Source organism: Streptomyces sp. WAC05292, assembly GCF_003949955.1.
Taxonomy (GTDB): Bacteria; Actinomycetota; Actinomycetes; order Streptomycetales; family Streptomycetaceae; genus Streptomyces; species Streptomyces globosus.
This window is the reverse complement of record NZ_RPSE01000018.1, coordinates 19,182-42,276: the sequence shown is the minus strand read 5'-3', so window position 1 is coordinate 42,276 and position 23,095 is coordinate 19,182. Positions and strand designations below refer to the sequence as shown.

The following is a 23,095-nucleotide window of genomic DNA, read 5'->3' as shown; positions in this document are numbered from 1 at the left end:
CCCCCGGTACCGACCCGCGCCCCGCCGCCCTGCGCGTCCTGCTGGCGTTGGGGGTCGTCTTCCTCATGCTGGCCACCACGGGCTGGACCGCCGTGCACCGGCCGGACGCCGGCACCTCGCTGCGGGCGGCGGGCCTCGCCGCCTGGTCCGCGACGCGCATCGGGGGCCGCGCCGTGCCGCCCGCCGACGCCCCCGTGCGGACCGTCGCCCGCTTCTTCGCGGGCCTCGACGCCGGCGCCCGCACCCACCTCGCGGACGCCCACCCCTTCGTCGTCGGCAACCTCGCCGGCGCCCCCGCGGAGCTGCGCTACCGCGCCAACGCGCAGGCGCTCCTCCTCGCCGAGCAGGTGGAGCTCGCCCGCAGCCGGGACGTCTCCCTCACCCCCGCCGACCGCACCGCGGCCGGCCGGCGCGCCCACCGCTTCGCCTCGCTGGCCGAGCCCGGTCGGCAGGTCCTCGCCTTCGACCCCACCGGCGGCGGCCGGGTCGCGGAGGTGTTCGGCGACCTCGACCGCGCCGAGCGGATCTCCGTCATCGTCCCCGGCGTCGACACCGACGCGGTCACCTTCGAGCGCACGCAGCGCCGCCTCACCTCCCCCGTGGGCATGGCCGAATCCCTGTACGCGGCCCAGCGCGCGGCCGCGCCCGCAACCCGGACCGCGGTCATCGCCTGGGCCGACTACACCGCGCCCGCAGGCGTCGGCGTGGACGCCGCGACCGGGCACATGGCCGTCGACGGCGCCGCGCGCCTGGAGGCCCTGGCCGCGGCGCTGCCCGGAGACGCGACGGTCGCGCTGTTCTGCCACAGCTACGGCTCCGTCGTCTGCGGGGTCGCCGCGCACGCACTGCCGGAGCGGGTGACGGACGTGGTCGCGGCGGGCAGCCCCGGCATGCGTGCCGGCTCGGTGGCCGAGCTGCGCACCTCGGCCCGGGTGTGGGCCATGCGGGACGCCGGGGACTGGATCGCCGACGTGCCGCACCTGGAGGTCGGCGGCCTGGGGCACGGCGCAGACCCGGTCTCCCCCGAGTTCGGCGCGCGGCTGCTGTCCTCGGCCGGGGCCCGCCTGCACACCGGCTATTTCGAGCCAGGTACGGACTCCCTGGACAACTTCGCCAAAATCGGAACCGGCGCGTTCGGTTCTGTTGCCTGCGCCACCGGCGGCGATGCCTGCCGCCGCGGAATTTCCGGGACAGACGCGGACTGACACGCGTAGAGCCTCGAAAATCGGGCCCTGCGCCGAGGGGGACGCGCAAGGTCCCCTCCCCTTACCATGTGCCGCATGGGTGACGTACTGGCCGGAAATCATGCCGTCTGGGAGTTCGACTCGGACTCGGTGCTCATCCGCTTCGCACGGGGGATGCGAACGCCGAGGCTCTGGCACGCCCTCGGGGCGCGGCGGATCCCCTTCGAGGCGCTCGCCGCGGTGGAACTCTCCGCCCGCGGGGGCGGCAGACGCGATGCGGTGGTGCTGCGCGCCATACCGAGGCCGGGCGCGGACCCCCTGGCGGAAGCCGCCGCGGGGCAGCTGCGCGAGGCGTGCGACCCGTACCGGCTGGTCGTGCCGGCGGACCGGGGCGCACAGGCGGCCGCGTTCGCCGAGGCGCTGCGCGAGCGGATCGGACCCGGCGGCGACGAGCCGGCCGGGCGGTTCCTGGTGCCCGTCGCGGAGCCGCCGATCCAGCTGAAGGCGTACGACGCCCGCGTCTCCTTCGACGGCCTGCGCGTCACCTTCCAGTGGTCGCGCACCGGCGCCACGGGCACCAAGTGGAAGGCCGGCGACCAGAGTTACGCGCTCTCCGAGCTGGCCGGCGTCGAATGGCGCTCCCCGGAGGGGCCCGGCGGGCACCTGCGGCTGCTGCGCCGCGACACCGACGGCGACCCCCGCCCGGACCACGACCTGGCCAGCGCCGTCTTCGGGACGGGCTACGGGGCGGTCCAGGATTCGCTGCCCTTCGCGGCGGCCGTCCTGGCCGCGCTCCGCTCGCGCACCCCGGTGGCGGCCGTCCCGGGCCCGAGGTCGCAGGAGCGCCTGCACCGACTCGGCGAGCTGCACAGCGCCGGCCTGCTGACGGACGCCGAGTACACGGCCCTGTGCGACCGCTTCACGGCGGCCGACGGCCGGCTCGCCACCGAGGCGTAGCCGCCCCCGCCCCTCGGCCCGCGCCGGAAGGCGCGGCGCCCCGTCGCGGACGCCCGCCCCCGCCTCCCGGCCCGCAACCCCGCGGCCGCGGCCGCGCGGTTACGCCTCGCGGGCGGCCGATGTGAAGGCCATGTTCGGGTAGCGGTCTCCCGCGACCCCGGCCGCGAGCGGCTCCAGCGCGGCCAGCTCCTGCTCCCCCAGCGTGATCCGGGTCGCCGCGGTGTTCTCGGCGAGCCGCTCCGGCTTGCGGGTGCCCGGGATCGGGACCACCGGCAGGCCGTGCACCTGCGCCCGCTGCTGCGCCCAGGCCAGCGCGATCTGCGCCGGTGTCGCCCCGTGCGCCCTCGCGATCTCCCGCACCGGCTCCAGGAGCGCCGCGTTGGCCTTGGCGTTGTCGCCGGTGAAGCGGGGCTGCTGGGAGCGGAAGTCGCCCTCGGACAGCTCCTCGGCGGAGGCGAACGTGCCGGTCAGGAAGCCGCGGCCGAGCGGCGAGTACGGCACGAAGGCCACCCCGAGCTCCGCAGCCGCGGGCACCGCGCTGCGCTCCACGTCGCGGCTGAACAGCGACCACTCCGACTGGACCGCCGCGATGGGGTGGACCGCGCAGGCCTCCCGCAGCTCCGCTCCCGTGACCTCGCTGAGGCCGAGGTGGCGCACCTTGCCCTCCTGGACCAGCTGCGCCATCTCGCCGACCGATTCGGCGAAGGGCACCGCCGGGTCGTAGCGGTGCATGTAGTAGAGGTCGATCACGTCGGTGCCGAGCCGGCGCAGGCTGTCCTCGACGGCCTGGCGGATGTAGGCGCGGTCGTTGCGGATGCCCCGGTGGCGCGGGTCGTCGCTGCGGACGAGCCCGAACTTGGTGGCGAGGGTGATCTCCTCGCGGTGGGCCGCCACGAACGGGGCGAGGAATTCCTCGTTCCGGCCGCGCCCGTAGGCGTCGGCGGTGTCGATCAGGGTGACCCCGGCGGCGAGGGCCGCCTCCAGCGTGGCGCGGGCCGCCGCCTCGTCCGTCTCCCCGTAGAACTCGCTCATGCCCATGCAGCCCAGGCCCTGGATGCCGACCAGGGGGCCGCCCTTGCCGAGTTCTACCTGCTCGATGGTGGTGCTCTGCGTCATTGCCGTGCGGCCTTCCCCGTGTAGAGATCGATCTTGAAGTCCAGTACGGCGAGCGCGTCGTTCAGTTCCGAGATCCGCGCCCGCACCTCGTTCCTCGTCCGCTCCAGCAGCTCACGCCGCTGGTCGACGGTGTGCTCCCCTTCGCGGACCAGCTCCGCGTACCTGACCATGTCGGCCACCGACATCCCGGTGGTGCGCAGCTTGCCCACGAAGGCCAGCCACTGCAGGTCGCTGTCGCTGAAGCGCCGCTGCCCCGAGTGGGAGCGGTCCACCTGCCGCATGAGGCCGATGCGCTCGTACCAGCGCAGCGTGTGCTGGGACAGACCGGTGCGCGCCTCGACCTCGCTGATCGTGTAGCGCGGCGGCATCTGCGTCTGCGTCTGCGTCAGGCTCATGGCGACCACGCTAGGACCCTTGAGTGCACTCCAAGCAAGTAGGCTCGGCGGCATGGAGAGCGTGGAGAGGCTGGAAAGCCTCCAGATCATCGAGAACTGGCCGGTTCCCACCGCCGCCGCCGCGGTGGTGCGCGCCGACGGCGGCCTGGCGGGCTCCCACGGGCCGGTCGACCACCGCTTCGCGCTGGCGTCCGTGACCAAGCCGCTCGCCGCGTACGCCGCGCTCGTCGCGTACGAGGAGGGGGCGGTCGAGCTGGACGAGCCGGCCGGCCCGGAGGGGTCGACGGTCCGTCACCTGCTCGCGCACACCAGCGGTCTCGCCTTCGACGAGCACCGCGTCATGGCCCCTCCGGGGACGCGCCGGCTGTATTCGAACGCCGGCTTCGAGGTCCTCGGCGACCACATCGCGAAGGCCACCGGCATCCCGTTCGCGGAGTACGTGCACCAGGCCGTCTTCGAGCCGCTCGGCATGGCGTCGACCACGCTGGAGGGCTCGCCCGCGAAGGACGGCGTCTCCACCGTGTCCGACCTGGTCCGCTTCGCCGCGGAGCTCCAGGCGCCGCGCCTGCTGGACGTGCGGACGGTCGCCGAGGCGACGACGGTCGTCCACCCGGGCCTCAAGGGCGTGCTCCCCGGGTACGGCCACCAGTCCCCCAACGACTTCGGGCTGGGCCTGGAGATCCGCGGGGAGAAGTCCCCGCACTGGACGGGCGCGGGCTCCTCGCCCCGTACGTTCGGCCACTTCGGGCAGGCGGGCACGTTCCTGTGGGTGGACCCGCAGGCGCGCGCGGCGTGCGTGGCGCTGACGGACCGCCCGTTCGGCCCGTGGGCGGTCGAGGCGTGGCCCCCGTTCACGGACGCCGTCCTCGCCGAGCTGTCGGGCCGTCCCGCCCGCTGACCCTCCGCTGCCGCCCATGCCGCCGCCGGTGCCGCTCAGCCGGCCGGCAGCTCCCAGATCAGCAGCTCGCCCGGGGATCCGGCGACGGCCTCCAGGCCCTCCTCGCCGGTGATCCGGGCCGCGTCGCCGGGCCCGAGCTCCACCCCGTCCAGGCGCAGGTCGCCGCGGACGACGTGCAGGTAGACGCGGGGCGCCGCGGGGACGGGGACGTGCTCCCCGGCGGCCGGCCGCCGCACGTGCAGGCGGGCGCCGGCCGCGGGGACCTCGTACGGGGTGCCGTCGGGGAGGCCGCGGACCAGCCGGTACGAGGGCTCTCCGCCGGGCTCCAGCGGCGCGAGCCAGGTCTGCACGAAGCACAGCGGAGCGGTGCCGTCGTTGCGTTCGACGTGCCGGGCGCCCGAGCCTGCGCCGAAGTGCTGGACGTCGCCGGGCCGCACCTCGGTGGCCTCGCCGGTGCTGCCCTTGTGGGTCAGCTCGCCCTCGACGACCCAGGTGACGATCTCCGTGTGGCTGTGGGGGTGCTCCTCGAAGCCGGCGCCGGGCGCGAGGTGCTCCTCGTTGCAGGCCAGGACGGGCCCGAAGCGGAGGTTGTCCGGGTCGTAGAACCGGTCGAAGGAGAAGGCGTGCCGGGTCGTGATCCCGCTCTCCGGGTCGCCGCCCGGGTACCGGTCGGTGCCGCGGCGTACATCAATCATGGACCCACCGTAGACCCTGGGCGTGAGGCCGCTCTCGGCGCAGGCGCCCCGATAAGGCACTCTTGTCCCCGTGCCCCATCCCGAACGTGAGCATTCCCCCGCGCATCCCGCTCCCGCCCATCCGCACCACGCGACGCTGCGGCGGCTGGAGAAGTCCTCCGGCCGGCTCGCCGCCAACGCGATCGCCCGGATGGACGAGACCCTGCCGTGGTACCGGGCGATGCCCCCGGAGAACCGGTCCTGGATCGGCCTGGTCGCCCAGGCCGGCATCGCCGCGTTCACGGAGTGGTTCCGGCACCCCGAAACCCCGCAGGCGATCTCGACCGACGTGTTCGGGACGGCGCCGCGGGAGCTGACCCGCGCCATCACGCTGCGCCAGACGGTGGAGATGGTCCGTACGACGATCGAGGTGATGGAGGCCGCGATCGAGGAGGTCGCGGCGCCGGGCGACGAGTCGATCCTGCGGGAGGCGCTGCTCGTCTACGCGCGGGAGATCGCCTTCGCGACGGCCCAGGTGTACGCGCAGGCCGCCGAGGCGCGCGGGGCGTGGGACGCCCGCCTGGAGTCGCTCGTGGTCAACGCGGTGCTGTCGGGCGAGGCGGACGAGGGCGCGCTGTCGCGGGCGGCTGCGCTCGGCTGGAACTCGCCGGAGCACGTGTGCGTGGTGCTCGGCACGGCGCCCGACGGGGACAGCGAGCTGACGGTGGAGGCGATCCGGCGGGCGGCCCGCCACCACAAGCTGCAGGTGCTGACCGGGGTGCTCGGCGACCGCCTCGTCGTCATCGCGGGCGGCAGCGACAATCCGCTCCAGGTCGCGAAGTCGCTGATCGGGCCGTTCGCGGCGGGCCCGGTGGTGGCCGGCCCGGTGGTGCCGGACCTGCTGAACGCGACGAAGTCCGCGCAGGCCGCGGCGGCCGGACTGAAGGCGTGCACGGCGTGGCAGGACGCGCCGCGGCCGGTGCTGGCGGACGATCTGCTGCCGGAGCGCGCGATCGCCTCGGATCCGTCGGCGCGCGAACAGCTGGTGGAGGAGATCTACAGACCGCTGGAGGAGGCGGGGTCGGCGCTCCTGGAGACGCTGAGCGTGTACCTGGAGCAGGCGAGCAGTCTGGAGGGGGCGGCGCGGATGCTGTTCGTGCACCCCAACACGGTGCGCTACCGGCTGCGACGTGTGACCGACGTCACCGGCTGGTCACCCTCCGATGTCCGCTCGGCGTTCACCCTGCGGATCGCGCTGATCCTCGGGCGCTTGGCCGACGGGGATCAGCAGCCCTAGGCTTTTGTCGGACATCAACAATTACCCTGACGGTTCTTGGTCCCTGTCCCCACGGGCGGCGGGGACCACCCACAAGAGAGAGTGTGAGGGTGCTCGTACTCGTCGCTCCCGGCCAAGGCGCACAGACGCCCGGCTTCCTGACTCCCTGGCTCGAACTGCCCGGCGCCGCCGACCGCGTCGCCGCGTGGTCGGACGCCATCGGGCTCGACCTCGCCCACTACGGCACGAAGGCCGACGCGGACGAGATCCGCGACACCGCCGTGGCGCAGCCGCTGCTGGTGGCCGCCGGCCTGCTGTCCGCTTCCGCGCTGGGCTCCCGTTCGGCGTTCGGCGCCGTCGCGGGCCACAGCGTCGGTGAGATCACGGCCGCCGCGTACGCGGGCGTGCTGTCGGACGCGGACGCCCTGGCGTTCGTACGGACCCGCGGCCTGGCCATGGCCGAGGCGGCCGCGGTCGCCCCGACGGGCATGGCCGCCGTGCTCGGCGGGGACCGCGACACCGTCGTCGCGCACCTGGAGAAGCTCGGCCTGACGCCCGCGAACATCAACGGCGCGGGCCAGATCGTGGCCGCCGGCACCGAGGCCCAGATCGAGGCCCTGGCCGCCGACAAGCCCGAGGGCTCGACGCGGGTCGTCCCCCTGAAGGTCGCGGGCGCCTTCCACACGCACCACATGGCCCCCGCGGTCGCGACGCTGGAGGAGGCCGCGAAGGCCCTCACCCCGGCCGACCCGGAGCTGAAGTACGTCTCGAACAAGGACGGCCTCACCGTCGCCACGGGCGCCGACGTCGTCGCCCGCCTGGTCGGCCAGGTCGCGAACCCGGTCCGCTGGGACCTGTGCATGGAGGCGTTCGCCGAGCTGGGCGTCACGGGGATCATCGAGCTGTGCCCCGGCGGCACCCTGACGGGTCTGGCCAAGCGTGCGCTCAAGGGTGTGCCCACGGTGGCCCTGAAGACGCCGGACGACCTCGCCAAGGCCGCCGAGCTCGTCGCCGCGCACGGGGCCTGAGAGAAGGAGCCCACACAGCATGTCGAAGATCAAGCCTGCCAAGGGCTCCCCGTACGCCCGCATCCTCGGCGTCGGCGGCTACCGTCCGAGCCGGGTCGTGTCCAACGACGTCATCCTGGAGAAGATCGACTCCTCGGACGAGTGGATCCGCTCCCGCTCGGGCATCGCGACCCGGCACTGGGCCTCGCCCGAGGAGACGGTCGCCGCGATGTCGGTGGAGGCCGCCGGCAAGGCGCTCGCCGACGCCGGCGTGACGCCCGAGCAGATCGGCGCCGTGATCGTCTCGACGGTCTCGCACTTCCGGCAGACCCCCGCCATCGCGACGGAGATCGCGCACCGGGTCGGCGCGGTCAGGCCGGCCGCGTTCGACATCTCCGCGGGCTGCGCCGGGTTCGGCTACGGCCTGACCCTGGCCAAGGGCCTCGTCGTCGAGGGGTCGGCCGAGTACGTGCTGGTCATCGGTGTCGAGCGGCTCTCGGACCTGACCGACCTGGAGGACCGGGCGACGGCCTTCCTGTTCGGCGACGGCGCCGGTGCCGTGGTCGTCGGCCCCTCGGACGTTCCGGCCATAGGGCCCACGGTGTGGGGTTCCGAAGGCGACAAGTCCGAGACGATCAAGCAGACCGTGCCGTGGGACGAGTACCTCGGCAAGGACGCCGGCGAGAAGTTCCCCGCCATCACGCAGGAGGGCCAGGCGGTGTTCCGCTGGGCCGTCTTCGAGATGGCCAAGGTGGCCCAGCAGGCGCTCGACGCCGCCGGGATCACCGCGGATGACCTGGACGTCTTCATCCCGCACCAGGCGAACATGCGGATCATCGACTCGATGGTGAAGACCCTCAAGCTGCCGGAGCACGTCACGGTCGCCCGTGACGTGGAGACCACCGGCAACACGTCGGCCGCCTCGATCCCGCTCGCGATGGAGCGGCTCCTGGCGACCGGCGCGGCGAAGAGCGGTGACACCGCGCTCGTCATCGGCTTCGGGGCGGGTCTCGTGTACGCCGCCACGGTCGTTACCCTCCCCTAGGGCCCGGGACACCCTCCCGCCCCGTTTCACCCAGTAGCTAGAGAAGGAGCGCCACATGGCCGCCACGCAGGAAGAGATCGTCGAGGGTCTCGCGGAGATCGTGAACGAGATCGCCGGCATCCCGGTCGAGGACGTCGAGATCGACAAGTCCTTCACCGACGACCTGGACGTCGACTCGCTCTCCATGGTCGAGGTCGTCGTCGCCGCCGAAGAGCGCTTCGACGTCAAGATCCCGGACGAGGACGTCAAGAACCTGAAGACGGTCGGCGACGCCGCCGACTACATCCTGAAGCACCAGGGCTGAGCCCGGACGAGCGTTTGTCGCCACCCGGCGGTGGCGCCGTGACATTCAGCACCCTCTGAGACGTGGAGAAAGAATTCCTGTGAGCCCGACCAATCGCACCGTGGTCGTCACCGGTATCGGCGCAACCACTCCGCTGGGTGGCGACAGCGCTTCGACGTGGGAAGGCATGCTCGCCGGCCGTTCCGGCGTGAAGCCCCTGGAGGGCGAGCGCTTCGCCGACCTCCCGGTCCGCATCGCCGCCCCGGTCGCCGTGGACCCGAGCGAGGTCCTGCCGCGGCCGCTGGCCCGCAAGCTGGACCGCTCGGCCCAGTTCGCCGTCATCGCCGCCCGCGAGGCGTGGGCCGACGCCGGCTACACGGCCCCGGCGGGTGAGGACGGCTCCGTCGCCCCGGACCGCCTGGGCGCCGTGATCGCCTCCGGCATCGGCGGCGTCACCACCCTGCTCGACCAGTACGACGTCCTGAAGGACAAGGGTGTGCGCCGGGTCTCCCCGCACACCGTTCCCATGCTCATGCCGAACGGCCCGTCGGCCAACGTCGGCCTGGAGGTCAACGCCCAGGCTGGCGTGCACACCCCGGTCAGCGCCTGTGCCTCCGGCGCCGAGGCCATCGGCTACGCCGTCGAGATGATCCGCAGCGGCCGCGCCGACGTGGTCGTCGCCGGCGGCACCGAGGCGGCGATCCACCCGCTGCCGATCGCCGCGTTCGCCAACATGATGGCGATGTCGAAGAACAACGAGAACCCGGAGCAGGCCTCCCGTCCGTACGACAAGGCCCGCGACGGCTTCGTGCTGGGCGAGGGCGCGGGTGTCGTCATCCTGGAGTCCGCCGAGCACGCCGCCTCGCGCGGCGCCCGCGTCTACTGCGAGGTGCTCGGCCAGGGCCTGTCCGCGGACAGCCATCACATCGCGCAGCCCGAGCCGACCGGCCGCGGTGTCGCCGCCGCCGTGCAGAACCTGCTCGACAACACGGGCCTGGACCCGGCCGAGCTGGTCCACGTCAACGCCCACGCCACGTCGACCCCGCAGGGTGACACGGCGGAGATCAAGGCCCTGCGCAAGGTCCTCGGCGACGACCTCGACCACATCGCGGTCTCCGCGACCAAGTCGATGACGGGCCACCTGCTGGGCGGCGCCGGCGGCATCGAGACGGTCGCGACCGTGCTGGCGCTGTACCACCGGATCGCCCCGCCGACGATCAACCTCGACGACCTGGACGAGGACATCGACGCGGACATCGTCCGCGGCGAGCCGCGCAAGCTGCCGGTCGACGGCCCGATCGCCGCGATCAACAACTCGTTCGGCTTCGGCGGCCACAACGTGACGCTGGCGTTCCGCAGCGTCTGATCCCGCAGCACCCGGAAAGGGGCCCTGCCCGGCGCGTGCCGGGCAGGGCCCCTTCTCGTACGGGCGGCCTCAGACGACCTGGTGGAGCCAGCGCACGGGTGCGCCCTCGCCGGCGTAGCGGAAGGGCTCCAACTCGTCGTCCCAGGGCTTGCCGAGCAGTGCGGCGACCTCCGCCTCCAGGTCGCTCTCGCCGCGCGCGGAGCGGGCCAGGGCGGCGCGCAGCCGGTCCTCGGGGACGAGGATGTCGCCGTGCAGGCCGGTGACGGCGTGGAAGATGCCGAGGTCGGGGGTGGAGCTGTAGCGCTCGCCCTCGGCGGTGGCGCAGGGCTCGGCCGTGACCTCGAAGCGGAGCAGGTGCCAGCCGCGCAGGGCGGAGGCGAGTCTGGAGGCCGTCCCCGGCTCGGCCACGAAGGAGAACTCGGCTCTCCATGTGCCCGGTGAGGCGGGCTGCCGGATCCAGTCGAGGTTCACCCGCACTCCGAGCACGCCCCCCACGGCCCATTCCACGTGCGGGCAGAGCGCGCGCGGCGCGGAATGCACGTACAGAACTCCACGTGTCGTCACCGGGACCTCCAGGGTGGGACGAGGTCGGGAATAAACTCCTGAAAACGGACAGAACGTGACGCGATGTAATTTAGCGGACATCAACCGACATTGCGCTGCGGGACCTGCGGCCGAAACGCCACGGGGGAAAAGCTACCGTGCGGCGGGGGCCGCGGTGTGACGTACGGTCGGTCCGTAACCGCCCCGTACACAGCTTTCACTCAGCAGGACGCCCCCGCGACGGCGGGCGGCGAGGAGGAGGGACCCGCCCGATGCGCACCACCGCCCACCGCAGCCGGGCGTGCCGCACCCTCGCCCGTACGGCCGCCGCCGCGGCGCTCGCGGCGGTGCTGACCGGGTGTCAGGCGTCGGACGGCGGCAAGGCGGGCGAGCGCGGGGCGCAGGCGGAGGCCCGCCCGCGCTGGAACACCGCCCCCGCGTCGGTCGCGGCCGCCGGCGACTCCATCACCCGCGGCTTCGACGCGTGTTCGGTCCTCGCGGACTGCCCCGAGGCCTCCTGGGCCACCGGCGGCGACCCGGCCGTCCGCTCGCTGGCCGCGCGGCTGCTCGGCGAGGGGGCGCTGGCGACGCGCAGTTGGAACCACGCCGCCACCGGCTCCCGGATGTCGGACCTGGCGGGCCAGCTCTCCGCGGCCGCCGAGAACAAGCCCGACCTGGTCACGGTCATGATCGGCTCGAACGACGCCTGCCGGGCGACGGCCGCGTCGATGACGCCCACGGCCGAATTCCGCGAGGGCTTCGAGAAGGCCCTCGCCGCGCTGCGGGCCGGCTCGCCCGCCTCGCAGGTGTACGTCTCCAGCATCCCGGACCTCCAGCGGCTGTGGCAGCAGGGCAAGGACCTCCCCGTGGTCCGGCAGGTGTGGCGGCTGGGGATCTGCCAGTCGATGCTCGCGGACCCGCTGTCCTCGGCGGCGGAGGCGACCGCCCGGCGGGAGCAGGTCCGGGCGCGGGTCGTCGAGTACAACGACGTGCTCCGCGAGGTGTGCGGAAAGGATCCTCTGTGCCGCTACGACGGCGGGGCGGTCTTCCGGTACCCCTTCGAGGCCGGGCAGTTGAGCCGATGGGACTGGTTCCACCCGGGCAAGGCGGGCCAGGCGCGGCTCGCCGAGCTCGCCCACGGACAGGTGACGTCGGCCGAGCCCCCGCGCTGACGGCGGGCGGCGGGCAGCGGGCGGCGGGCGGCGGTATCCGGCCGCCGTGCCGTGCGGCGACCGCCTGCGGGGTCAGGGCCGGCCCAGAAGCGGGTCGTGGACGGTGCACGGCGGGCGGCGGAAGGCCGGCGGCACCCGGTAGACGGTCCGGTCGCGCAGCCGCCCGGTCCACGGGTCCTGCTCCGAGGGGCGTCTGACGAGGAGGTGGCGGCTGCTCCCCGCCGCCAGGTGCGTGCGGTACTCGCCGAGCAGCGGGTCCCCGGCGCCGAGGAAGTCCCGTATCTGCTCCTCGACCAGGCAGAACGGGCACTCCGGGCCGGGCAGGAGGCGGAACTGGCGCCCCTCGGGCCGGGAGTCGTCCGCGAAGGCGGTCAGCGCCACCGCCCCGGTGAAGAGCACGCACACCCCCATCACCTGCGGCCCGGAGGCCTCCGCGACCCGGCGCACCAGCTCCCGGAACTCGGGCGGGCCGACGACCCGGAGCCGGGCCACGGCATCTCGCGCCGCCCCGACCAGGTGGTACACCGCGGCGGCGAGGGACACGACCGCGACCACGGGGACGCCCCACGGCGGCCCGGCCACGGCGACGACCCACAGCAGGCACGCGTTCAGGACGGCCAGGACGAGCACGGCCACCCGCAGCCCGACGCCGCTGCTGCGCACCACGCGGTAGGACACCGCCAGGAAGGCCCCGGTCAGCACCGGGTGGATCCAGTCGGGCATCGGCCGGCCTCCGTCAACTCCGAAGCGTGCACGGACCGTTACAGCATCGCGGCGCCGCGCCCGCGCGTCGACCCCCCGGTGCGGTGTGCGCCGGGACCCGGTCTCGGGGCGCCGGGCGCGCTCCGGCATGCTGGCGCCCATGAAGATCGCCGCAGCGCAGTTGGCCTGCGTCCCCGCCGACATCGCCGCGAACACGGCCCGCGCGGCGGCCCTCGCGCAGCGGGCCCGGGAGGCGGGCGCCGAACTCGTCGTGTTCCCCGAGCTCGCCCTCACCGGCTATGAGACGGAGGCCCTGGCGGCCGATCCCGCCCTGTGGCTGGCCGGCCCGGACGACGCCCGCCTCGACGCCCTGCGCGCCACCGGCACGGCCGTCGCGGTCAACGCCGCCGTGCGCACGGACGGCCCGCTGCCCGCCATCGCGACCCTGGTCTACGGCGCGGACGGCGCGCACGCGGCGGCGTACGCGAAGCAGCACCTGTACGGGCACGAGCGGGCCGTCTTCGCGGCGGGCCGGCAGGACGGGCGCGTCGAGCTCGGCGGGATCCGCTTCTCCCTCGGCATCTGCTTCGACAACCACTTCCCGGAGCTCACCGAGCGCGCGGCGGCCGCCGGCTGCCGCGTGCACCTGGCCTCGTCCCTGTACGGCACCGGGGACGGCGCCGCCGAGCGGGCGGCGATCCACCCGCGCATCGCCGAGGAGCACGGGCTGTACGTCGTCCTCGCCAACCACGTGGGCCCGGCCGGCCCGTGGACCGGCTGCGGGCGGGCCGCGGTGTGGGCGCCCGGCGGCGCACTGCTGGCCGAGGCGGACGACGGCACGCCCTCCTTCGCCTTGGCCGACGTGCCCGCCTGACGGCGGGCGCGGGCACTCAGCCCGCGACCGGGACCCGCTCGCGCTGCCCGGACCGCGGCACGCCGCCCTGCTCCGGGATGCGGCCGCGAGCCGCCGGCTCGGGGTCGCGTACGAGGGCGAGCAGCACGATCGCGAACGCCGCGGCCGTGTGCACGCCGACCCACAGCACCCAGCCGCCGGGCGGCGCCCAGTGCGCGGCGTACGGGATCCACGGCCCGGCGGTGCCGACGGCGAAGCGCCGCAGCGTCCAGAAGAACGCGGCCGCGTCGGCGACGGCCAGGGCCGCGACGGCGAAGCCGGTCAGCCGGCGCCAGGGGAGCCCGCCCTCGGGGGCCCGGCGAGCGGCGATGACCACGGCCATCAGCGGCAGGCCCACGGCGAAGGGCAGCAGGTAGCGGCCCTGCCAGATCATGCCGAGCTTCTCGGCCTGCGAGGCCTGGCCGAGGACCGGTACGACGACGACCGCCGCCAGCATGCCGAGCAGGGCGAGGACCTCCAGGGGGCGCCCGTACAGCAGGCCGAGGGCGGTCAGCACGGCGAGGACGCCGAGCCAGGCCAGCCAGGTGAAGGCCGGGGCGGGGGTGTCCAGCCAGCCGAAGTAGCCGAGCATCTGGTGGACGTAGTCCATGGTGTTGCCGAGGGTCTGCCGGACCGCTTCCTTCCACGTCAGCGACTCCGGCACGGAGATCACCGAGTGGTCGGGGTGGGCGGCCGCCCACAGCATCGCGCCGGCCGTGGACGCGCCGAGCAGCGCCGACCACAGCCACGTCGCCTTGCGGCGCAGCAGCGAGCGCAGCACGCCGCGCTCCTGGAGGAAGAGCGCGAAGAACACCGCTCCGGCGAACCAGATCAGGCCGAGCGGGCGGATGTTGACGAGGACGGCCCCGCCGATGCCGATCCGGGCCAGGCGCCGGTTCAGCAGGTGCGGATCGGGGGAGGCCATGACGGCCAGGAGGGCCGTCCACACCAGCATGCCGGCGGCGATCTCGCCGCCGCTGGGGTTGACCATGCCCGTCATGTACAGCGACATCGGGGTGGCCGCGGCGAACACGCCGAGCAGGACCGCGCCGCGGCGGCGGCGCCACTCGGCGGCCGTCACGACGGCGCTCGCGAGCAGGGCGGAGCACAGCGCCGCCGACAGCAGCCGCATCAGGTACAGCCCGGCCTTGCCGTCGGCGAACAGGCTCGGCCAGCCCGTCGCCAGGTAGTAGGCGGGGTGGTAGCGGCCTGCCGCGGTCGTGGCCTGGGCGGTCTGCCCCGTGCCCTTGAGCGGCGGGGCGCAGGAGGCGGGCTTCTCCTGGTCCCACGAGTAGCACTCGTGCTGCGTGGGCAGCTGCCGGTACCAGTCGGGGAGGCGGACGGCCGTCTCGGAGAACTTGCCCTCGATGCCGCCGACGACGTGCGGGACCATCACCTCGGGGCCGTTGATCTGGCCCCGGGCGACGGCCGCCGCGCGGATGAGGTGCGCGTGCTCGTCGGGCGAGCCGCCGAGCGGGGTGGCCGCCGACCAGGAGGCGGCGAGCGTGAAGAACAGCGCGAAGGAGACGGCCCAGAGCCGCTTGGGGCTCCGGGCCGCACGGTCGGCCAGCCGCGTCAGTGCGGAGATCATCGCTTCCCTCGGGTCATCGGACGTAGCTCAGCCAGGTCTGGTCGCCGTCCTCGGAGCACTCGCCCTTCGGGGCGAACCGGGGGCACTTCCCGTCCTGCTGCCGGATCGTGTGCGACACGTACGGCAGGATCCGGTAGGTGCCGTCCTGGGCGGGCATGTAGCGGTCGGCCATCGACGAGGAGACCGTGCCGAGCAGCAGCAGGAGCGCGCACAGGGTGCCGATGACGGCGCCCTCTCGGCCGGGGAGCCCGGCGGCGGGCCGCGGGGCGGAGGCGGCGGCCGGGTCGGCTCCGCCGGCGCCGGCGGGGCGCCGGTCGGCGAGCCGCAGCGACACCAGGTGGGCCACCAGGGCGCACAGGATCAGACCGCAGTAGAGCAGCTGGTTGTTGGTGCGCGTGTACAGCTGGACGGTCTGCGTCTCGTACATGTGCGAGGCGATGTACATGCGCATCACCCACGCGCTGAGGAACATGGCGGCGATGGTCACGACCATCGGCTTGCGCAGGCCCAGCCAGATCGCCGCGCCCAGGCAGACGAAGGTCACCAGCGCGAACAGCCCGACGCCGCCGTACTCGCCGGGCGGCGGCCAGTCGCCGACCTTGCCGGGCATGTCGGTGCGCCACATCAGGTAGTAGGCCGGGTCGGTGAAGTTGTCGAACCGGAAGTTGTAGTCCTTGGTGGTCTGCCCCTCGGTCAGCATGACAGCCAGGTAGCGCCCGGCCACCACCAGGAAGGCGCCCAGTGCGGCGCCCATGAACGCGGCGCCCTTGAGGCGGCCGGTCTTCCACGGGAAGTACAGCAGCGCGGCGAAGAACACGCCGCCCGCGCTCCACAGGAACCAGCCCGAGTACGTGAGGAAGAGGACGCCCAGCAGCGCGCCGAAGCCGGCGCCCTTCAGCAGCAGCGGCCGCCAGCCCTCGGTGCCGCTGCGGCGCAGCGAGACGACCATGGCGACGAGGACGGGCACGAGCAGCACGAGCACGGTCTGGCTGTACGGCTTGTACGCGTCGATCAGCGCGAACGCGGGGACGACGCCGAAGGCGAGCGCCCTGACCGGGCTCAGCAGGAGGCGCCACGCCAGGTAGACGAGGGGGCCGAACGCGGCCGCGCCGAGGATCTGGAGGTCCTTGAAGGCGTAGGCGGTGTTTCCGCCGTGGAACCACTCGGCGTAGTAGCCGAGCGTGTACAGCGGCAGCGGCGGGTAGACCGGCGAGCCGGACGGGCGCCCGTTCGCGACGGCGTGGGCCCATTCGACGATGCGGCCGCTGTCGCCGTTGAGGCCGAACATCGGCCACGGCGTGCCGAGGAGGGACACGACGGCGCCGGCCGCGACGAAGCCGCCGGCGAGGCCGGCGATCCCGGCGGAGGCCAGCCGGGCGGCCAGGTCGAAGTGGCGGCCGCGGCGCAGCCGCATCGCGAGGACGACGGCGGCGACGAGGACCAGGCCGAGCAGCGCGAACCGCAGCTGCAGCGCGGCCAGGCCGCTGACCTGGGCGATCCTGTTCAGCGGGTCGAGCTTGAAGCCGCGGGCGAGCAGGGGGAGCACGAGGGCCGCGGCGAAGGCGACGGCCGCTTCCAGCAGCAGGAGCGCGCCGCGGGAGCGGAGGCCGCGCCGCGGCGCCGGAGCGGACGCGGCGGCGGTCGGGGCAGCGGGCGCGGCGGACGGCACGGGCGGGTGATCCGGGCGCACGGACGCCGGTCCCTCGGTACTGACTGTCACTGACGGTGTCCCTACTGCTCGGTCGGTGCGCGGCCGTGAGCGGCCCGGCGGCCGGCCGTCGTTGCCGGGCGAGCCACTGCCCGGCTCCGGGCCCTGTGTCCGGTGCTCCGGGCTCGGGCGGCGGACCGGGGACGGCAGGGGACAGCCTCGGCTTGTGCTGCCGTGCATCTTATCGGTCCGCCCCGGAGGGTCGCGGGCACCTCGGGGGCGGCCGTACGGGCGGGCCGTACGGGCGGCAGCGGGCGGGAGCCTGCGGTGGCGGTACGGGCGGCGGTCGGCGGCGGGCGGCTGGGTCAGGCGCCGGCTGCGAGCAGGGTCAGCAGCGCCCAGCCGGGTCAGGCGCCGCCGGCTGCGAGCAGGATCAGCAGCACCCAGCCGCCCATGGCGAGCCACCCGAGGACGAGCCCGACGGTCGCCATCCCGGCGCCCTCCTCGCCCCGCGCCCGGACCTGCGCCTTCGCGATGTGGCCGGTGATCACGGCCCCGGGTGCGGAGACCCCGAAGGTCGGCAGGCTCATCACCCCCATGACGAGTGACGCGATGGCCAGCCCGTTGACCCGCCGCTGCGGCGGCGGCATCACCAGCGGTGCGGGGTGCGGGGCGAAGGCGGGCGGCACCGCGGCCGGCAGGGCGCCGAACGGCCCCTGCATGGGCCCGGCGGGGAGGTCCGCGACCAGGCGGGCCAGCTCCCCGTACGTCTGGGCCCGGGCGGCGGCGTCGAAGCGCTGCCCGTACTCCTCGTGGGAGAGGCGGCCCTCGGCGAAGGCGGCCTTCAGCACGTCCACGGTGCGGTCGCGGTCGGTGTGGGAGGCCCGCATCGCCGACGCGGGGAAGGGCTCCGCCGCCGGGACGGGGGCGGGCGCCGGCTGCCAGGCCGCGGGCGGGCCGTACTTCTGCGGGTGCGCCGGGTACTGCTGCCCCCACGGCTGCTGCTGGGCCATTCGGCCACCTCCGAGACCACCTGCTGTGCGCGCCGTGCGGCGCGCGTCGCTCCAGAATGGAGGACGATCGGGCCGCGGCAAAGGTTGCCGCCCCTCCCGCGGCGCCCGCCCCGTGTGATGGGGTGTCGCGCATGACCGACTTCGAGACGATCACGGTTCCGGCCCGGCTGTGCGGCTACCCGGGGGTGGCCTTCGGCGGATACGTCGCCGGGGTGCTGGCCTCGCGGGCCGCCGCGAAGACCGTACGGGTGGACTTCCGCAGGCCCGTGCCCACCGACTCCCCCGTGCGGCTGGCCCCCACCGCGGCGGGCGGCGCCGAGCTGACCGGGGGTGACGCGCTGCTGGCCGCGGCGACCCCCGCCGAGCCGGCGGTCGAGGCGCCGCCGGCCCCGCCGTGGGAGCAGGCGTCGGCGGCCGCTGACGCCTACCGGGCGGCCCCGCCGGACGGCATGGTCGACTGCTTCGGCTGCGGCCTGCACCGCACCCCGGACACAGGGCTCCGCCTCCACTGCGGCCGGATCCCCGGCACCGGCCTCGTGGCCGCGGCCTGGACGCCGGGGCCGGGGGTCGGCGACGCCGAGGGGATGCTGCCGCCGGAGCTGGTGTGGGGCGCCCTGGACTGCCCCGGCAACGCCGCGGGCCGCCTCCTGGACGACCGCCGCGCCGGCGCGGTCACGGCCTCCCTGACCGCACAACTGCTGCGCCCGGTCCCGATCGGCTCGCAGCTGGTCTCGTACGCCTGGCTGCTGGGCAGCGAGGGCCGCAAGTACCGCGTGGGCACGGCCCTGGCCACCGCTGACGGCGACCTCTGCGCCCTGGCCGAGGCCCTCTGGGTGGAACCGCGCGCTTAGGAGTGGTGAGCCGCGCGCCTAGGAGTTTCGTCCGTCCGCCCCCGTTCCCGGCCCTGTGGGCAGGGCGCCGGGGCGGTCAGGCGGTGGCGGCGCCGGCGGCGGGCAGGAGGTTCAGGGCGCCCCATTCGCCCAGGGGCTCCAGGGCGGCGTTCAGCAGGCGGCCCCGCGGGGTCAGGGAGTACTCCACCCTCGGCGGGACCTCGTCGTAGGCCTGCCGGTGGACGAGGCCGTCGGCCTCCAGCTCGCGCAGCTGCGCCGCGAGGACCTTCTCCGACACCCCGGGGACCAGCCGCCGCAGCTCGCCGAAGCGGCGCGGCCGCTGCTCCAGCTCCCACAGCAGCGACACCTTCCACTTCCCGTCGATCACGGACATCGCCGCGGCGATGCCGCAGTGGTCCGCGCCCGGCCTGCGCCCGCCCGCCATCGCACTCCCCTCCCACCTGTTCGCTCACCTCAGGGTAACCACCCACCTCGAAGTGCGTACTTGAGCGTCCGTCAGTTCGCGCCGAGGCTGGTCGCCATGACCGCAACGACTTCCGCACAGCGCCCCCTCACCCTCCTCGGCCTCGGCGACATGGGCACCGCCCTGGCCCGCACCTGGCTGGCCGCCGGCCACCCCCTGACCGTCTGGAACCGCACCGCCGCCAAGGCGGAGGCCCTCGCCGCCGAGGGCGCCGCCGTCGCCTCGTCCGCCGCTGAGGCCGTCGCGGCGAACGGCCTCGTCGTGGTGTGCCTCCTCGACGACGCCAGCGTCGGCGCGGCCCTCGACGGCGTCGACCTGGCCGGCAAGGACGTCGTCAACCTCACCACCGGCCGGCCCTCCGAGGGCCGGGCCCGGGCGGCGTGGGCGGCCGAGCGCGGAGCCCGCTTCGTCGACGCCGGCATCATGGCGACCCCGGTGATGATCGGGAACCCGGGGGCGTACGTCCTCTACAGCGGCTCGCGCGCGCTGATCGACGCGCACCGGTCGACGCTGGAGGTCCCGGCCGCCGTCCGCTACGTCGGTGAGGACCCCGGGCACGCCGCCCTGTACGACGTGGCCCTGCTCAGCGCCATGTACGGAATGTTCGGCGGCATCTCGCACGCCTTCGCGCTGATCGAGGGCGAGGACATCGCCCCGAAGGAGCTGGCCCCGCTGCTGTCGGAGTGGCTGGGCGCGATGGGCTTCTTCGTCGGCAACGCCGCCGAGCGCCTGGCCTCGCGGGACTTCACCACCGGGGTGGTCTCGAACCTCGCGATGCAGGTCGCCGCGACCGGGACGCTGCTGCGGACCGCCGAGGAGCAGGGGGTCAGCACGGAGCTGATCCTGCCGTACGTGGAGCTGATGCGCCGCCGCCTCGCCGCCGGCGGGGGCGCGCACGCCGGCGAGGACACGGCGGGCGCGATCACCCTGCTGAAGCGGTAGGGGCTACTGCCGGTACGGGTTGTGCGGGGCGGGCGGCTCCTGCCGGTACGGGTTGTGCGGGGCGGGCGGCTCCTGCCGGTACGGGTTGGCCTGCGGCGCGGGGGCCGGGGCCTGCCCGTACGGGTTCCCCTGCGGCGCGGCCGGCTGCTGCGGGTACGGCTGCGCGTACGGGTTCGGGGCCTGCGGCGCCGGCTGCCCGGCGGGAGCTCCGCCCGCGGCGTCCCCGGCGGACTCCGCGCCCTCGGCGTCCTCGCCCCGCAGCTCGCGTGCCATCAGCGTGGCCCCGGCCACCGCGCCCGGCATCAGGAACACGGCCACCACCGGCACCAGGAAGAGCAGCACCAGCGGGACGCCGAAGCCGAGGGCCATGGCGCGCCGGCCGCGGAGCAGCGCGAGCCGCTCCTTGAACTCGACGCGGCGCCGCTGGAGGGCGACCGCGGTGAGCTCCTCGGCGAGGAAGAAGCCGGACACGCAGAAGCCGATCACCGGGACGACGGTCTGCCCGATCACGGGGATGAAGCCGAGGGCGAAGAGCAGGATCCCGAAGAGCGCGACGCGCAGGAGCACCTTCACGCTGTCCCGGGCGGAGATCCACAGCTCGCGCGCGAGCGGCAGCCCGGATTCGGGGGCGTCGCCGTCGATGCTGCGGTCGACCTCTTCCGAGAGGGACTCGTAGAAGGGCTGGCCGATGAGGAGCGTCACGGCGGTGAAGGTGATCACCGCGAGGAACAGGCCGAGCGCGAAGACGAGGCCGGTGAGGAAGCCCCGGAAGAGGCCCAGCCACGGCGAGCCCCAGCCGTCGGCGAACGGCGTCGCCCAGGCCGTCAGGTCGTCGGCGCCGTAGCCCAGGCCGACGAGAGCGCCGGCGTACAGCACCAGCGTGACGAGGCCGGGCAGCAGGCCGAAGCCCAGCCAGCGGCCGTGACGGAACACCCACTTCTGTCCGGCCAGCAGATGGCCGAATCCCCCCGCAAGATCGCGCATGGGGTCCAGCTTACGGCGAGGGCCGCCCCCCTGTGCCGGGGGACGGCCCTGTGCGAGCGGGAGCCGGGTCAGACGGCGAGCTCGACGGTGATGTTGCCGGCGGTGGCCTTGGAGTACGGGCAGACCTGGTGGGCCTTCTCGATGAGCTCCTTGGCCTTGGCCTCGTCGACGTTCGGGATCGCGGCGGAGATCTTCACGATCAGGCCGAAGCCGTCGTCGTTCTTGCCGATGCCGACCTCCGCGGTGACGGTGGCGCCGGAGACGTCGGCGTTCTCGTTGCGTGCGACGACGCCGAGGGCGCCCTGGAAGCAGGCGCTGTACCCGGCGGCGAACAGCTGCTCCGGGTTGGTGCCGGCGCCGTTGCCGCCGAGTTCCTTCGGCGGGTTCACCACGACGTCGAGCCGGCCGTCGTTCGTGGCGACGCGGCCGTCACGGCCGTTCTCCGCGGTGGCGACGGCGGTGTAGAGGACATCGGACTGCTGGATGGACATGCGGTTCGATCCTTCTGGTATCGCCGCGACTCGCGCCCACGATCGCGGCGGCTTGCAAGGAGCCTAACCGGTGAAGGAAACGATCATCTTTCCGGTGTTCTCGCCGCGCAGCATTCCGAGGAAGGCGCCGGTGGCGTTCTCGATGCCCTCGACGACCGTCTCGTCGGCCACGAGCCGCCCGGAGCGCAGCCAGCCTGCGACGTCCTCGACGAACTGCGGCTGGAGTCCGGCGTGGTCGCCGACGAGGACGCCCTGGAGGCGCAGCCGCTTGCCGATGGCGAGGGCGAGGTTGCGCGGGCCGGGGGCCGGCTCGGTGTTGTTGTACTGGGCGATCGCCCCGCACAGCGTGGCGCGGCCGTGGACGTTCAGCGAGGAGATCGCGGCTTCGAGGTGGTCGCCGCCGACGTTGTCGAAGTAGACGTCGATGCCTTCCGGGGCGGCTTCCTTGAGGGCCTGCGCGACGGGGCCGTTCTTGTAGTTGAAGGCGGCGTCGAAGCCGTACTTGTCCTTGAGGAGTTCCACCTTGCCGTCGGAGCCGGCGGAGCCGATGACGCGGGCGGCGCCCTTGATCTTGGCGAACTGGCCGACGAGGCTGCCGACGGCGCCGGCCGCGCCGGAGACGAAGACGGAGTCGCCCTCCTTGAAGGAGGCCACCTCGAAGAGGCCCGCGTAGGCGGTGAGGCCCGGCATGCCGAGGACGCCGAGGTAGGCGGAGAGCGGGGCGAGGGAGGCGTCGACCTTGGTGGCGTGCGCGGCGTCCACGTCGGCGTACTCGCGCCAGCCCAGGCCGTGCAGGACGTGGTCGCCGGCCTCGAAGCCCTCGGCGGCGGAGGCGACGACCTCGCCGACGGCTCCGCCGTCCATCGGGTGGTCGAGGCGGAAGGGCGGCACGTACGACTTCACGTCGTTCATCCGGCCGCGCATGTACGGGTCCACGGACATGTGGAGGTTGCGTACCAGGATCCGGCCGGGGGCGGGGGCGGCGACGGGGGCCTCGCGCAGCGCGAAGTCCTCGGCGACGGGCCAGCCCTGGGGGCGGCGGATCAGGTGCCACTCGCGGCTGACGGCGGGGATCTGGGACATGGGGGGCACACCTCCGGTCGGAAATACTTCAGGACGTGAAACAACCATGCGCCTCGATATTTCATGTTGTCAAGTAAATGGGTAGGCTTGTGCCATGCCCAGTCGTCGTGTGGATCCCCTGACCGTCGAGGTCGTCGAGCTCATCGGCACCGTCGTGGCCCGCTACCACGAGGAGTACGAGCAGGCTGCCGCCAGCCACCAGCTGACCGGCGCGCAGGCCCGCGTCCTGCACCTGCTGTCCGTCGAGCCGACGCCGATGCGCCGGATCGCGCAGAAGCTCAAGTGCGAGCCGTCCAACATCACCGGCATCGTCGACCGGCTGGAGTCGCGCGGCCTCGTCGAGCGCCGTCCCGACCCGGCCGACCGGCGGGTCAAGCTGGCCGCGGCGACCGAGGAGGGCCTGCGCACCGCGGACCGGCTGCGCGACTCGCTCGGCTTCGCGCGGGAGCCGCTGGCCGGGCTGTCGGAAGAGGAGCGGACGGCCCTGCGGGACCTGCTCCGGCGCATGCTGGGCTGAGC

At 74.2% G+C, this 23,095-nt stretch carries 25 protein-coding genes; 13 read left to right on the top strand and 12 right to left on the bottom strand.

Annotated features, from left to right (window positions below):
- Positions 1-1,205, top strand: a 1,205-nt coding sequence (locus EF903_RS04255; protein ID WP_399420083.1) for an alpha/beta hydrolase, incomplete at its 5' end; no start/stop codon positions are given.
- Positions 1,206-1,271: 66 nt separating this feature from the next.
- Positions 1,272-2,141: a DUF4429 domain-containing protein gene (locus tag EF903_RS04250; RefSeq protein WP_125541224.1), complete on the top strand. Its 870-nt coding sequence runs from the start codon at positions 1,272-1,274 to the stop codon at positions 2,139-2,141.
- Between the two features lie 99 nt (positions 2,142-2,240).
- Here the strand turns inward: EF903_RS04250 and EF903_RS04240 are convergent, their stop codons facing one another.
- Together EF903_RS04240 and EF903_RS04235 are read right to left on the bottom strand one after the other, a co-directional pair.
- Positions 2,241-3,257: an aldo/keto reductase gene (locus tag EF903_RS04240; protein WP_125541223.1), complete on the bottom strand. Its 1,017-nt coding sequence runs from the start codon at positions 3,255-3,257 to the stop codon at positions 2,241-2,243.
- Complete coding sequence (locus EF903_RS04235; RefSeq protein WP_260614792.1) at positions 3,254-3,652, bottom strand: MerR family transcriptional regulator; 399 nt, start codon at positions 3,650-3,652, stop codon at positions 3,254-3,256. Before EF903_RS04235 ends, EF903_RS04240 begins: the two co-directional genes overlap by 4 nt.
- A gap of 70 nt (positions 3,653-3,722) precedes the next feature.
- Here EF903_RS04235 and EF903_RS04230 point away from each other — a divergent pair, with 70 nt between their 5' ends.
- Entirely contained in the window at positions 3,723-4,550 is an 828-nt protein-coding gene (locus EF903_RS04230; protein ID WP_125541228.1) for a serine hydrolase, read from the top strand.
- A 35-nt stretch (positions 4,551-4,585) separates the two neighbouring features.
- Here the strand turns inward: EF903_RS04230 and EF903_RS04225 are convergent, their stop codons facing one another.
- Entirely contained in the window at positions 4,586-5,245 is a 660-nt protein-coding gene (locus tag EF903_RS04225) for a pirin family protein (protein ID WP_125541222.1), read from the bottom strand.
- Between the two features lie 70 nt (positions 5,246-5,315).
- Between EF903_RS04225 and EF903_RS04220 the strand changes: the two genes are divergently transcribed.
- The 5 genes from EF903_RS04220 to fabF all read left to right on the top strand — a co-directional run bounded on the left by EF903_RS04220 (position 5,316) and on the right by fabF (position 10,201).
- On the top strand, positions 5,316-6,521 hold the full coding sequence (locus EF903_RS04220) for a CdaR family transcriptional regulator (RefSeq protein WP_125541221.1): 1,206 nt from the start codon (positions 5,316-5,318) through the stop codon (positions 6,519-6,521).
- Positions 6,522-6,610: 89 nt separating this feature from the next.
- Positions 6,611-7,528: an ACP S-malonyltransferase gene (locus EF903_RS04215; protein ID WP_125541220.1), complete on the top strand. Its 918-nt coding sequence runs from the start codon at positions 6,611-6,613 to the stop codon at positions 7,526-7,528.
- A 19-nt stretch (positions 7,529-7,547) separates the two neighbouring features.
- Positions 7,548-8,552: a ketoacyl-ACP synthase III gene (locus EF903_RS04210; protein ID WP_125541219.1), complete on the top strand. Its 1,005-nt coding sequence runs from the start codon at positions 7,548-7,550 to the stop codon at positions 8,550-8,552.
- Positions 8,553-8,607: 55 nt separating this feature from the next.
- A complete protein-coding gene (locus tag EF903_RS04205) occupies positions 8,608-8,856 on the top strand; it encodes an acyl carrier protein (RefSeq protein ID WP_114057440.1) in 249 nt (82 codons plus the stop codon).
- Between the two features lie 79 nt (positions 8,857-8,935).
- Positions 8,936-10,201 carry a beta-ketoacyl-ACP synthase II gene (fabF, locus tag EF903_RS04200; protein WP_125541218.1) on the top strand — a complete coding sequence of 422 codons (1,266 nt, stop codon included), beginning with the start codon at positions 8,936-8,938 and terminating at the stop codon, positions 10,199-10,201.
- A gap of 69 nt (positions 10,202-10,270) precedes the next feature.
- On the opposite strand, the gene EF903_RS04195 is transcribed toward fabF, so the two are convergent.
- Positions 10,271-10,765 carry a DUF3145 domain-containing protein gene (locus tag EF903_RS04195; RefSeq protein ID WP_125541217.1) on the bottom strand — a complete coding sequence of 165 codons (495 nt, stop codon included), beginning with the start codon at positions 10,763-10,765 and terminating at the stop codon, positions 10,271-10,273.
- A 251-nt stretch (positions 10,766-11,016) separates the two neighbouring features.
- Between EF903_RS04195 and EF903_RS04190 the strand changes: the two genes are divergently transcribed.
- Positions 11,017-11,916 (top strand): SGNH/GDSL hydrolase family protein, encoded by a 900-nt coding sequence (locus tag EF903_RS04190; RefSeq protein ID WP_125541216.1) that lies wholly within the window; start codon positions 11,017-11,019, stop codon positions 11,914-11,916.
- A gap of 72 nt (positions 11,917-11,988) precedes the next feature.
- Here EF903_RS04190 and EF903_RS04185 read toward each other — a convergent pair whose 3' ends face one another.
- Positions 11,989-12,639 (bottom strand): hypothetical protein, encoded by a 651-nt coding sequence (locus EF903_RS04185; RefSeq protein ID WP_125541215.1) that lies wholly within the window; start codon positions 12,637-12,639, stop codon positions 11,989-11,991.
- 139 nt (positions 12,640-12,778) lie between these two features.
- Between EF903_RS04185 and EF903_RS04180 the strand changes: the two genes are divergently transcribed.
- Positions 12,779-13,492 (top strand): carbon-nitrogen hydrolase family protein, encoded by a 714-nt coding sequence (locus EF903_RS04180; RefSeq protein WP_125541214.1) that lies wholly within the window; start codon positions 12,779-12,781, stop codon positions 13,490-13,492.
- A 16-nt stretch (positions 13,493-13,508) separates the two neighbouring features.
- Here EF903_RS04180 and EF903_RS04175 read toward each other — a convergent pair whose 3' ends face one another.
- From EF903_RS04175 to EF903_RS04165, 3 genes are all read right to left on the bottom strand, one after another.
- A complete protein-coding gene (locus EF903_RS04175; RefSeq protein WP_125541213.1) occupies positions 13,509-15,101 on the bottom strand; it encodes a DUF2142 domain-containing protein in 1,593 nt (530 codons plus the stop codon).
- Positions 15,102-15,114: 13 nt separating this feature from the next.
- Positions 15,115-16,770: a hypothetical protein gene (locus tag EF903_RS04170; protein ID WP_125541212.1), complete on the bottom strand. Its 1,656-nt coding sequence runs from the start codon at positions 16,768-16,770 to the stop codon at positions 15,115-15,117.
- 386 nt (positions 16,771-17,156) lie between these two features.
- Positions 17,157-17,762: a DUF1707 and DUF4190 domain-containing protein gene (locus EF903_RS04165; protein WP_312845884.1), complete on the bottom strand. Its 606-nt coding sequence runs from the start codon at positions 17,760-17,762 to the stop codon at positions 17,157-17,159.
- A gap of 131 nt (positions 17,763-17,893) precedes the next feature.
- On the opposite strand from EF903_RS04165, the gene EF903_RS04160 reads away from it, so the two are divergent.
- Positions 17,894-18,613 carry a hotdog fold domain-containing protein gene (locus tag EF903_RS04160; protein WP_125541211.1) on the top strand — a complete coding sequence of 240 codons (720 nt, stop codon included), beginning with the start codon at positions 17,894-17,896 and terminating at the stop codon, positions 18,611-18,613.
- A gap of 76 nt (positions 18,614-18,689) precedes the next feature.
- Here EF903_RS04160 and EF903_RS04155 read toward each other — a convergent pair whose 3' ends face one another.
- Positions 18,690-19,037: a helix-turn-helix domain-containing protein gene (locus EF903_RS04155; RefSeq protein WP_125541210.1), complete on the bottom strand. Its 348-nt coding sequence runs from the start codon at positions 19,035-19,037 to the stop codon at positions 18,690-18,692.
- Between the two features lie 96 nt (positions 19,038-19,133).
- Here EF903_RS04155 and EF903_RS04150 point away from each other — a divergent pair, with 96 nt between their 5' ends.
- Positions 19,134-20,018 (top strand): NAD(P)-dependent oxidoreductase, encoded by an 885-nt coding sequence (locus EF903_RS04150; protein WP_125541209.1) that lies wholly within the window; start codon positions 19,134-19,136, stop codon positions 20,016-20,018.
- Between the two features lie 3 nt (positions 20,019-20,021).
- On the opposite strand, the gene EF903_RS04145 is transcribed toward EF903_RS04150, so the two are convergent.
- The 3 genes from EF903_RS04145 to EF903_RS04135 form a co-directional block, all read right to left on the bottom strand.
- Positions 20,022-21,002 carry an EI24 domain-containing protein gene (locus tag EF903_RS04145; protein ID WP_125541208.1) on the bottom strand — a complete coding sequence of 327 codons (981 nt, stop codon included), beginning with the start codon at positions 21,000-21,002 and terminating at the stop codon, positions 20,022-20,024.
- Positions 21,003-21,070: 68 nt separating this feature from the next.
- Entirely contained in the window at positions 21,071-21,493 is a 423-nt protein-coding gene (locus EF903_RS04140; RefSeq protein ID WP_125541207.1) for an organic hydroperoxide resistance protein, read from the bottom strand.
- A 63-nt stretch (positions 21,494-21,556) separates the two neighbouring features.
- Positions 21,557-22,576, bottom strand: coding sequence for an NADP-dependent oxidoreductase (locus EF903_RS04135; RefSeq protein WP_125541206.1), 1,020 nt, complete (start codon positions 22,574-22,576; stop codon positions 21,557-21,559).
- A gap of 94 nt (positions 22,577-22,670) precedes the next feature.
- Here EF903_RS04135 and EF903_RS04130 point away from each other — a divergent pair, with 94 nt between their 5' ends.
- Complete coding sequence (locus EF903_RS04130) at positions 22,671-23,093, top strand: MarR family winged helix-turn-helix transcriptional regulator (protein ID WP_125541205.1); 423 nt, start codon at positions 22,671-22,673, stop codon at positions 23,091-23,093.
- The last annotated feature ends 2 nt before the right edge of the window (positions 23,094-23,095 follow it).

Coding starts and splice junctions, on each gene's coding strand:
- EF903_RS04250 (WP_125541224.1), top strand. CDS start 1,272: ATGTGCCGCATGGGTGACGTACTGGCCGGAAATCATGCCGTCTGGGAG.
- EF903_RS04240 (WP_125541223.1), bottom strand. CDS start 3,257: ATGACGCAGAGCACCACCATCGAGCAGGTAGAACTCGGCAAGGGCGGC.
- EF903_RS04235 (WP_260614792.1), bottom strand. CDS start 3,652: ATGAGCCTGACGCAGACGCAGACGCAGATGCCGCCGCGCTACACGATC.
- EF903_RS04225 (WP_125541222.1), bottom strand. CDS start 5,245: ATGATTGATGTACGCCGCGGCACCGACCGGTACCCGGGCGGCGACCCG.
- EF903_RS04210 (WP_125541219.1), top strand. CDS start 7,548: ATGTCGAAGATCAAGCCTGCCAAGGGCTCCCCGTACGCCCGCATCCTC.
- EF903_RS04205 (WP_114057440.1), top strand. CDS start 8,608: ATGGCCGCCACGCAGGAAGAGATCGTCGAGGGTCTCGCGGAGATCGTG.
- EF903_RS04190 (WP_125541216.1), top strand. CDS start 11,017: ATGCGCACCACCGCCCACCGCAGCCGGGCGTGCCGCACCCTCGCCCGT.
- EF903_RS04185 (WP_125541215.1), bottom strand. CDS start 12,639: ATGCCCGACTGGATCCACCCGGTGCTGACCGGGGCCTTCCTGGCGGTG.
- EF903_RS04180 (WP_125541214.1), top strand. CDS start 12,779: ATGAAGATCGCCGCAGCGCAGTTGGCCTGCGTCCCCGCCGACATCGCC.
- EF903_RS04175 (WP_125541213.1), bottom strand. CDS start 15,101: ATGATCTCCGCACTGACGCGGCTGGCCGACCGTGCGGCCCGGAGCCCC.
- EF903_RS04165 (WP_312845884.1), bottom strand. CDS start 17,762: ATGGCCCAGCAGCAGCCGTGGGGGCAGCAGTACCCGGCGCACCCGCAG.
- EF903_RS04160 (WP_125541211.1), top strand. CDS start 17,894: ATGACCGACTTCGAGACGATCACGGTTCCGGCCCGGCTGTGCGGCTAC.
- EF903_RS04155 (WP_125541210.1), bottom strand. CDS start 19,037: ATGGCGGGCGGGCGCAGGCCGGGCGCGGACCACTGCGGCATCGCCGCG.
- EF903_RS04150 (WP_125541209.1), top strand. CDS start 19,134: ATGACCGCAACGACTTCCGCACAGCGCCCCCTCACCCTCCTCGGCCTC.
- EF903_RS04145 (WP_125541208.1), bottom strand. CDS start 21,002: ATGCGCGATCTTGCGGGGGGATTCGGCCATCTGCTGGCCGGACAGAAG.
- EF903_RS04140 (WP_125541207.1), bottom strand. CDS start 21,493: ATGTCCATCCAGCAGTCCGATGTCCTCTACACCGCCGTCGCCACCGCG.
- EF903_RS04135 (WP_125541206.1), bottom strand. CDS start 22,576: ATGTCCCAGATCCCCGCCGTCAGCCGCGAGTGGCACCTGATCCGCCGC.
- EF903_RS04130 (WP_125541205.1), top strand. CDS start 22,671: ATGCCCAGTCGTCGTGTGGATCCCCTGACCGTCGAGGTCGTCGAGCTC.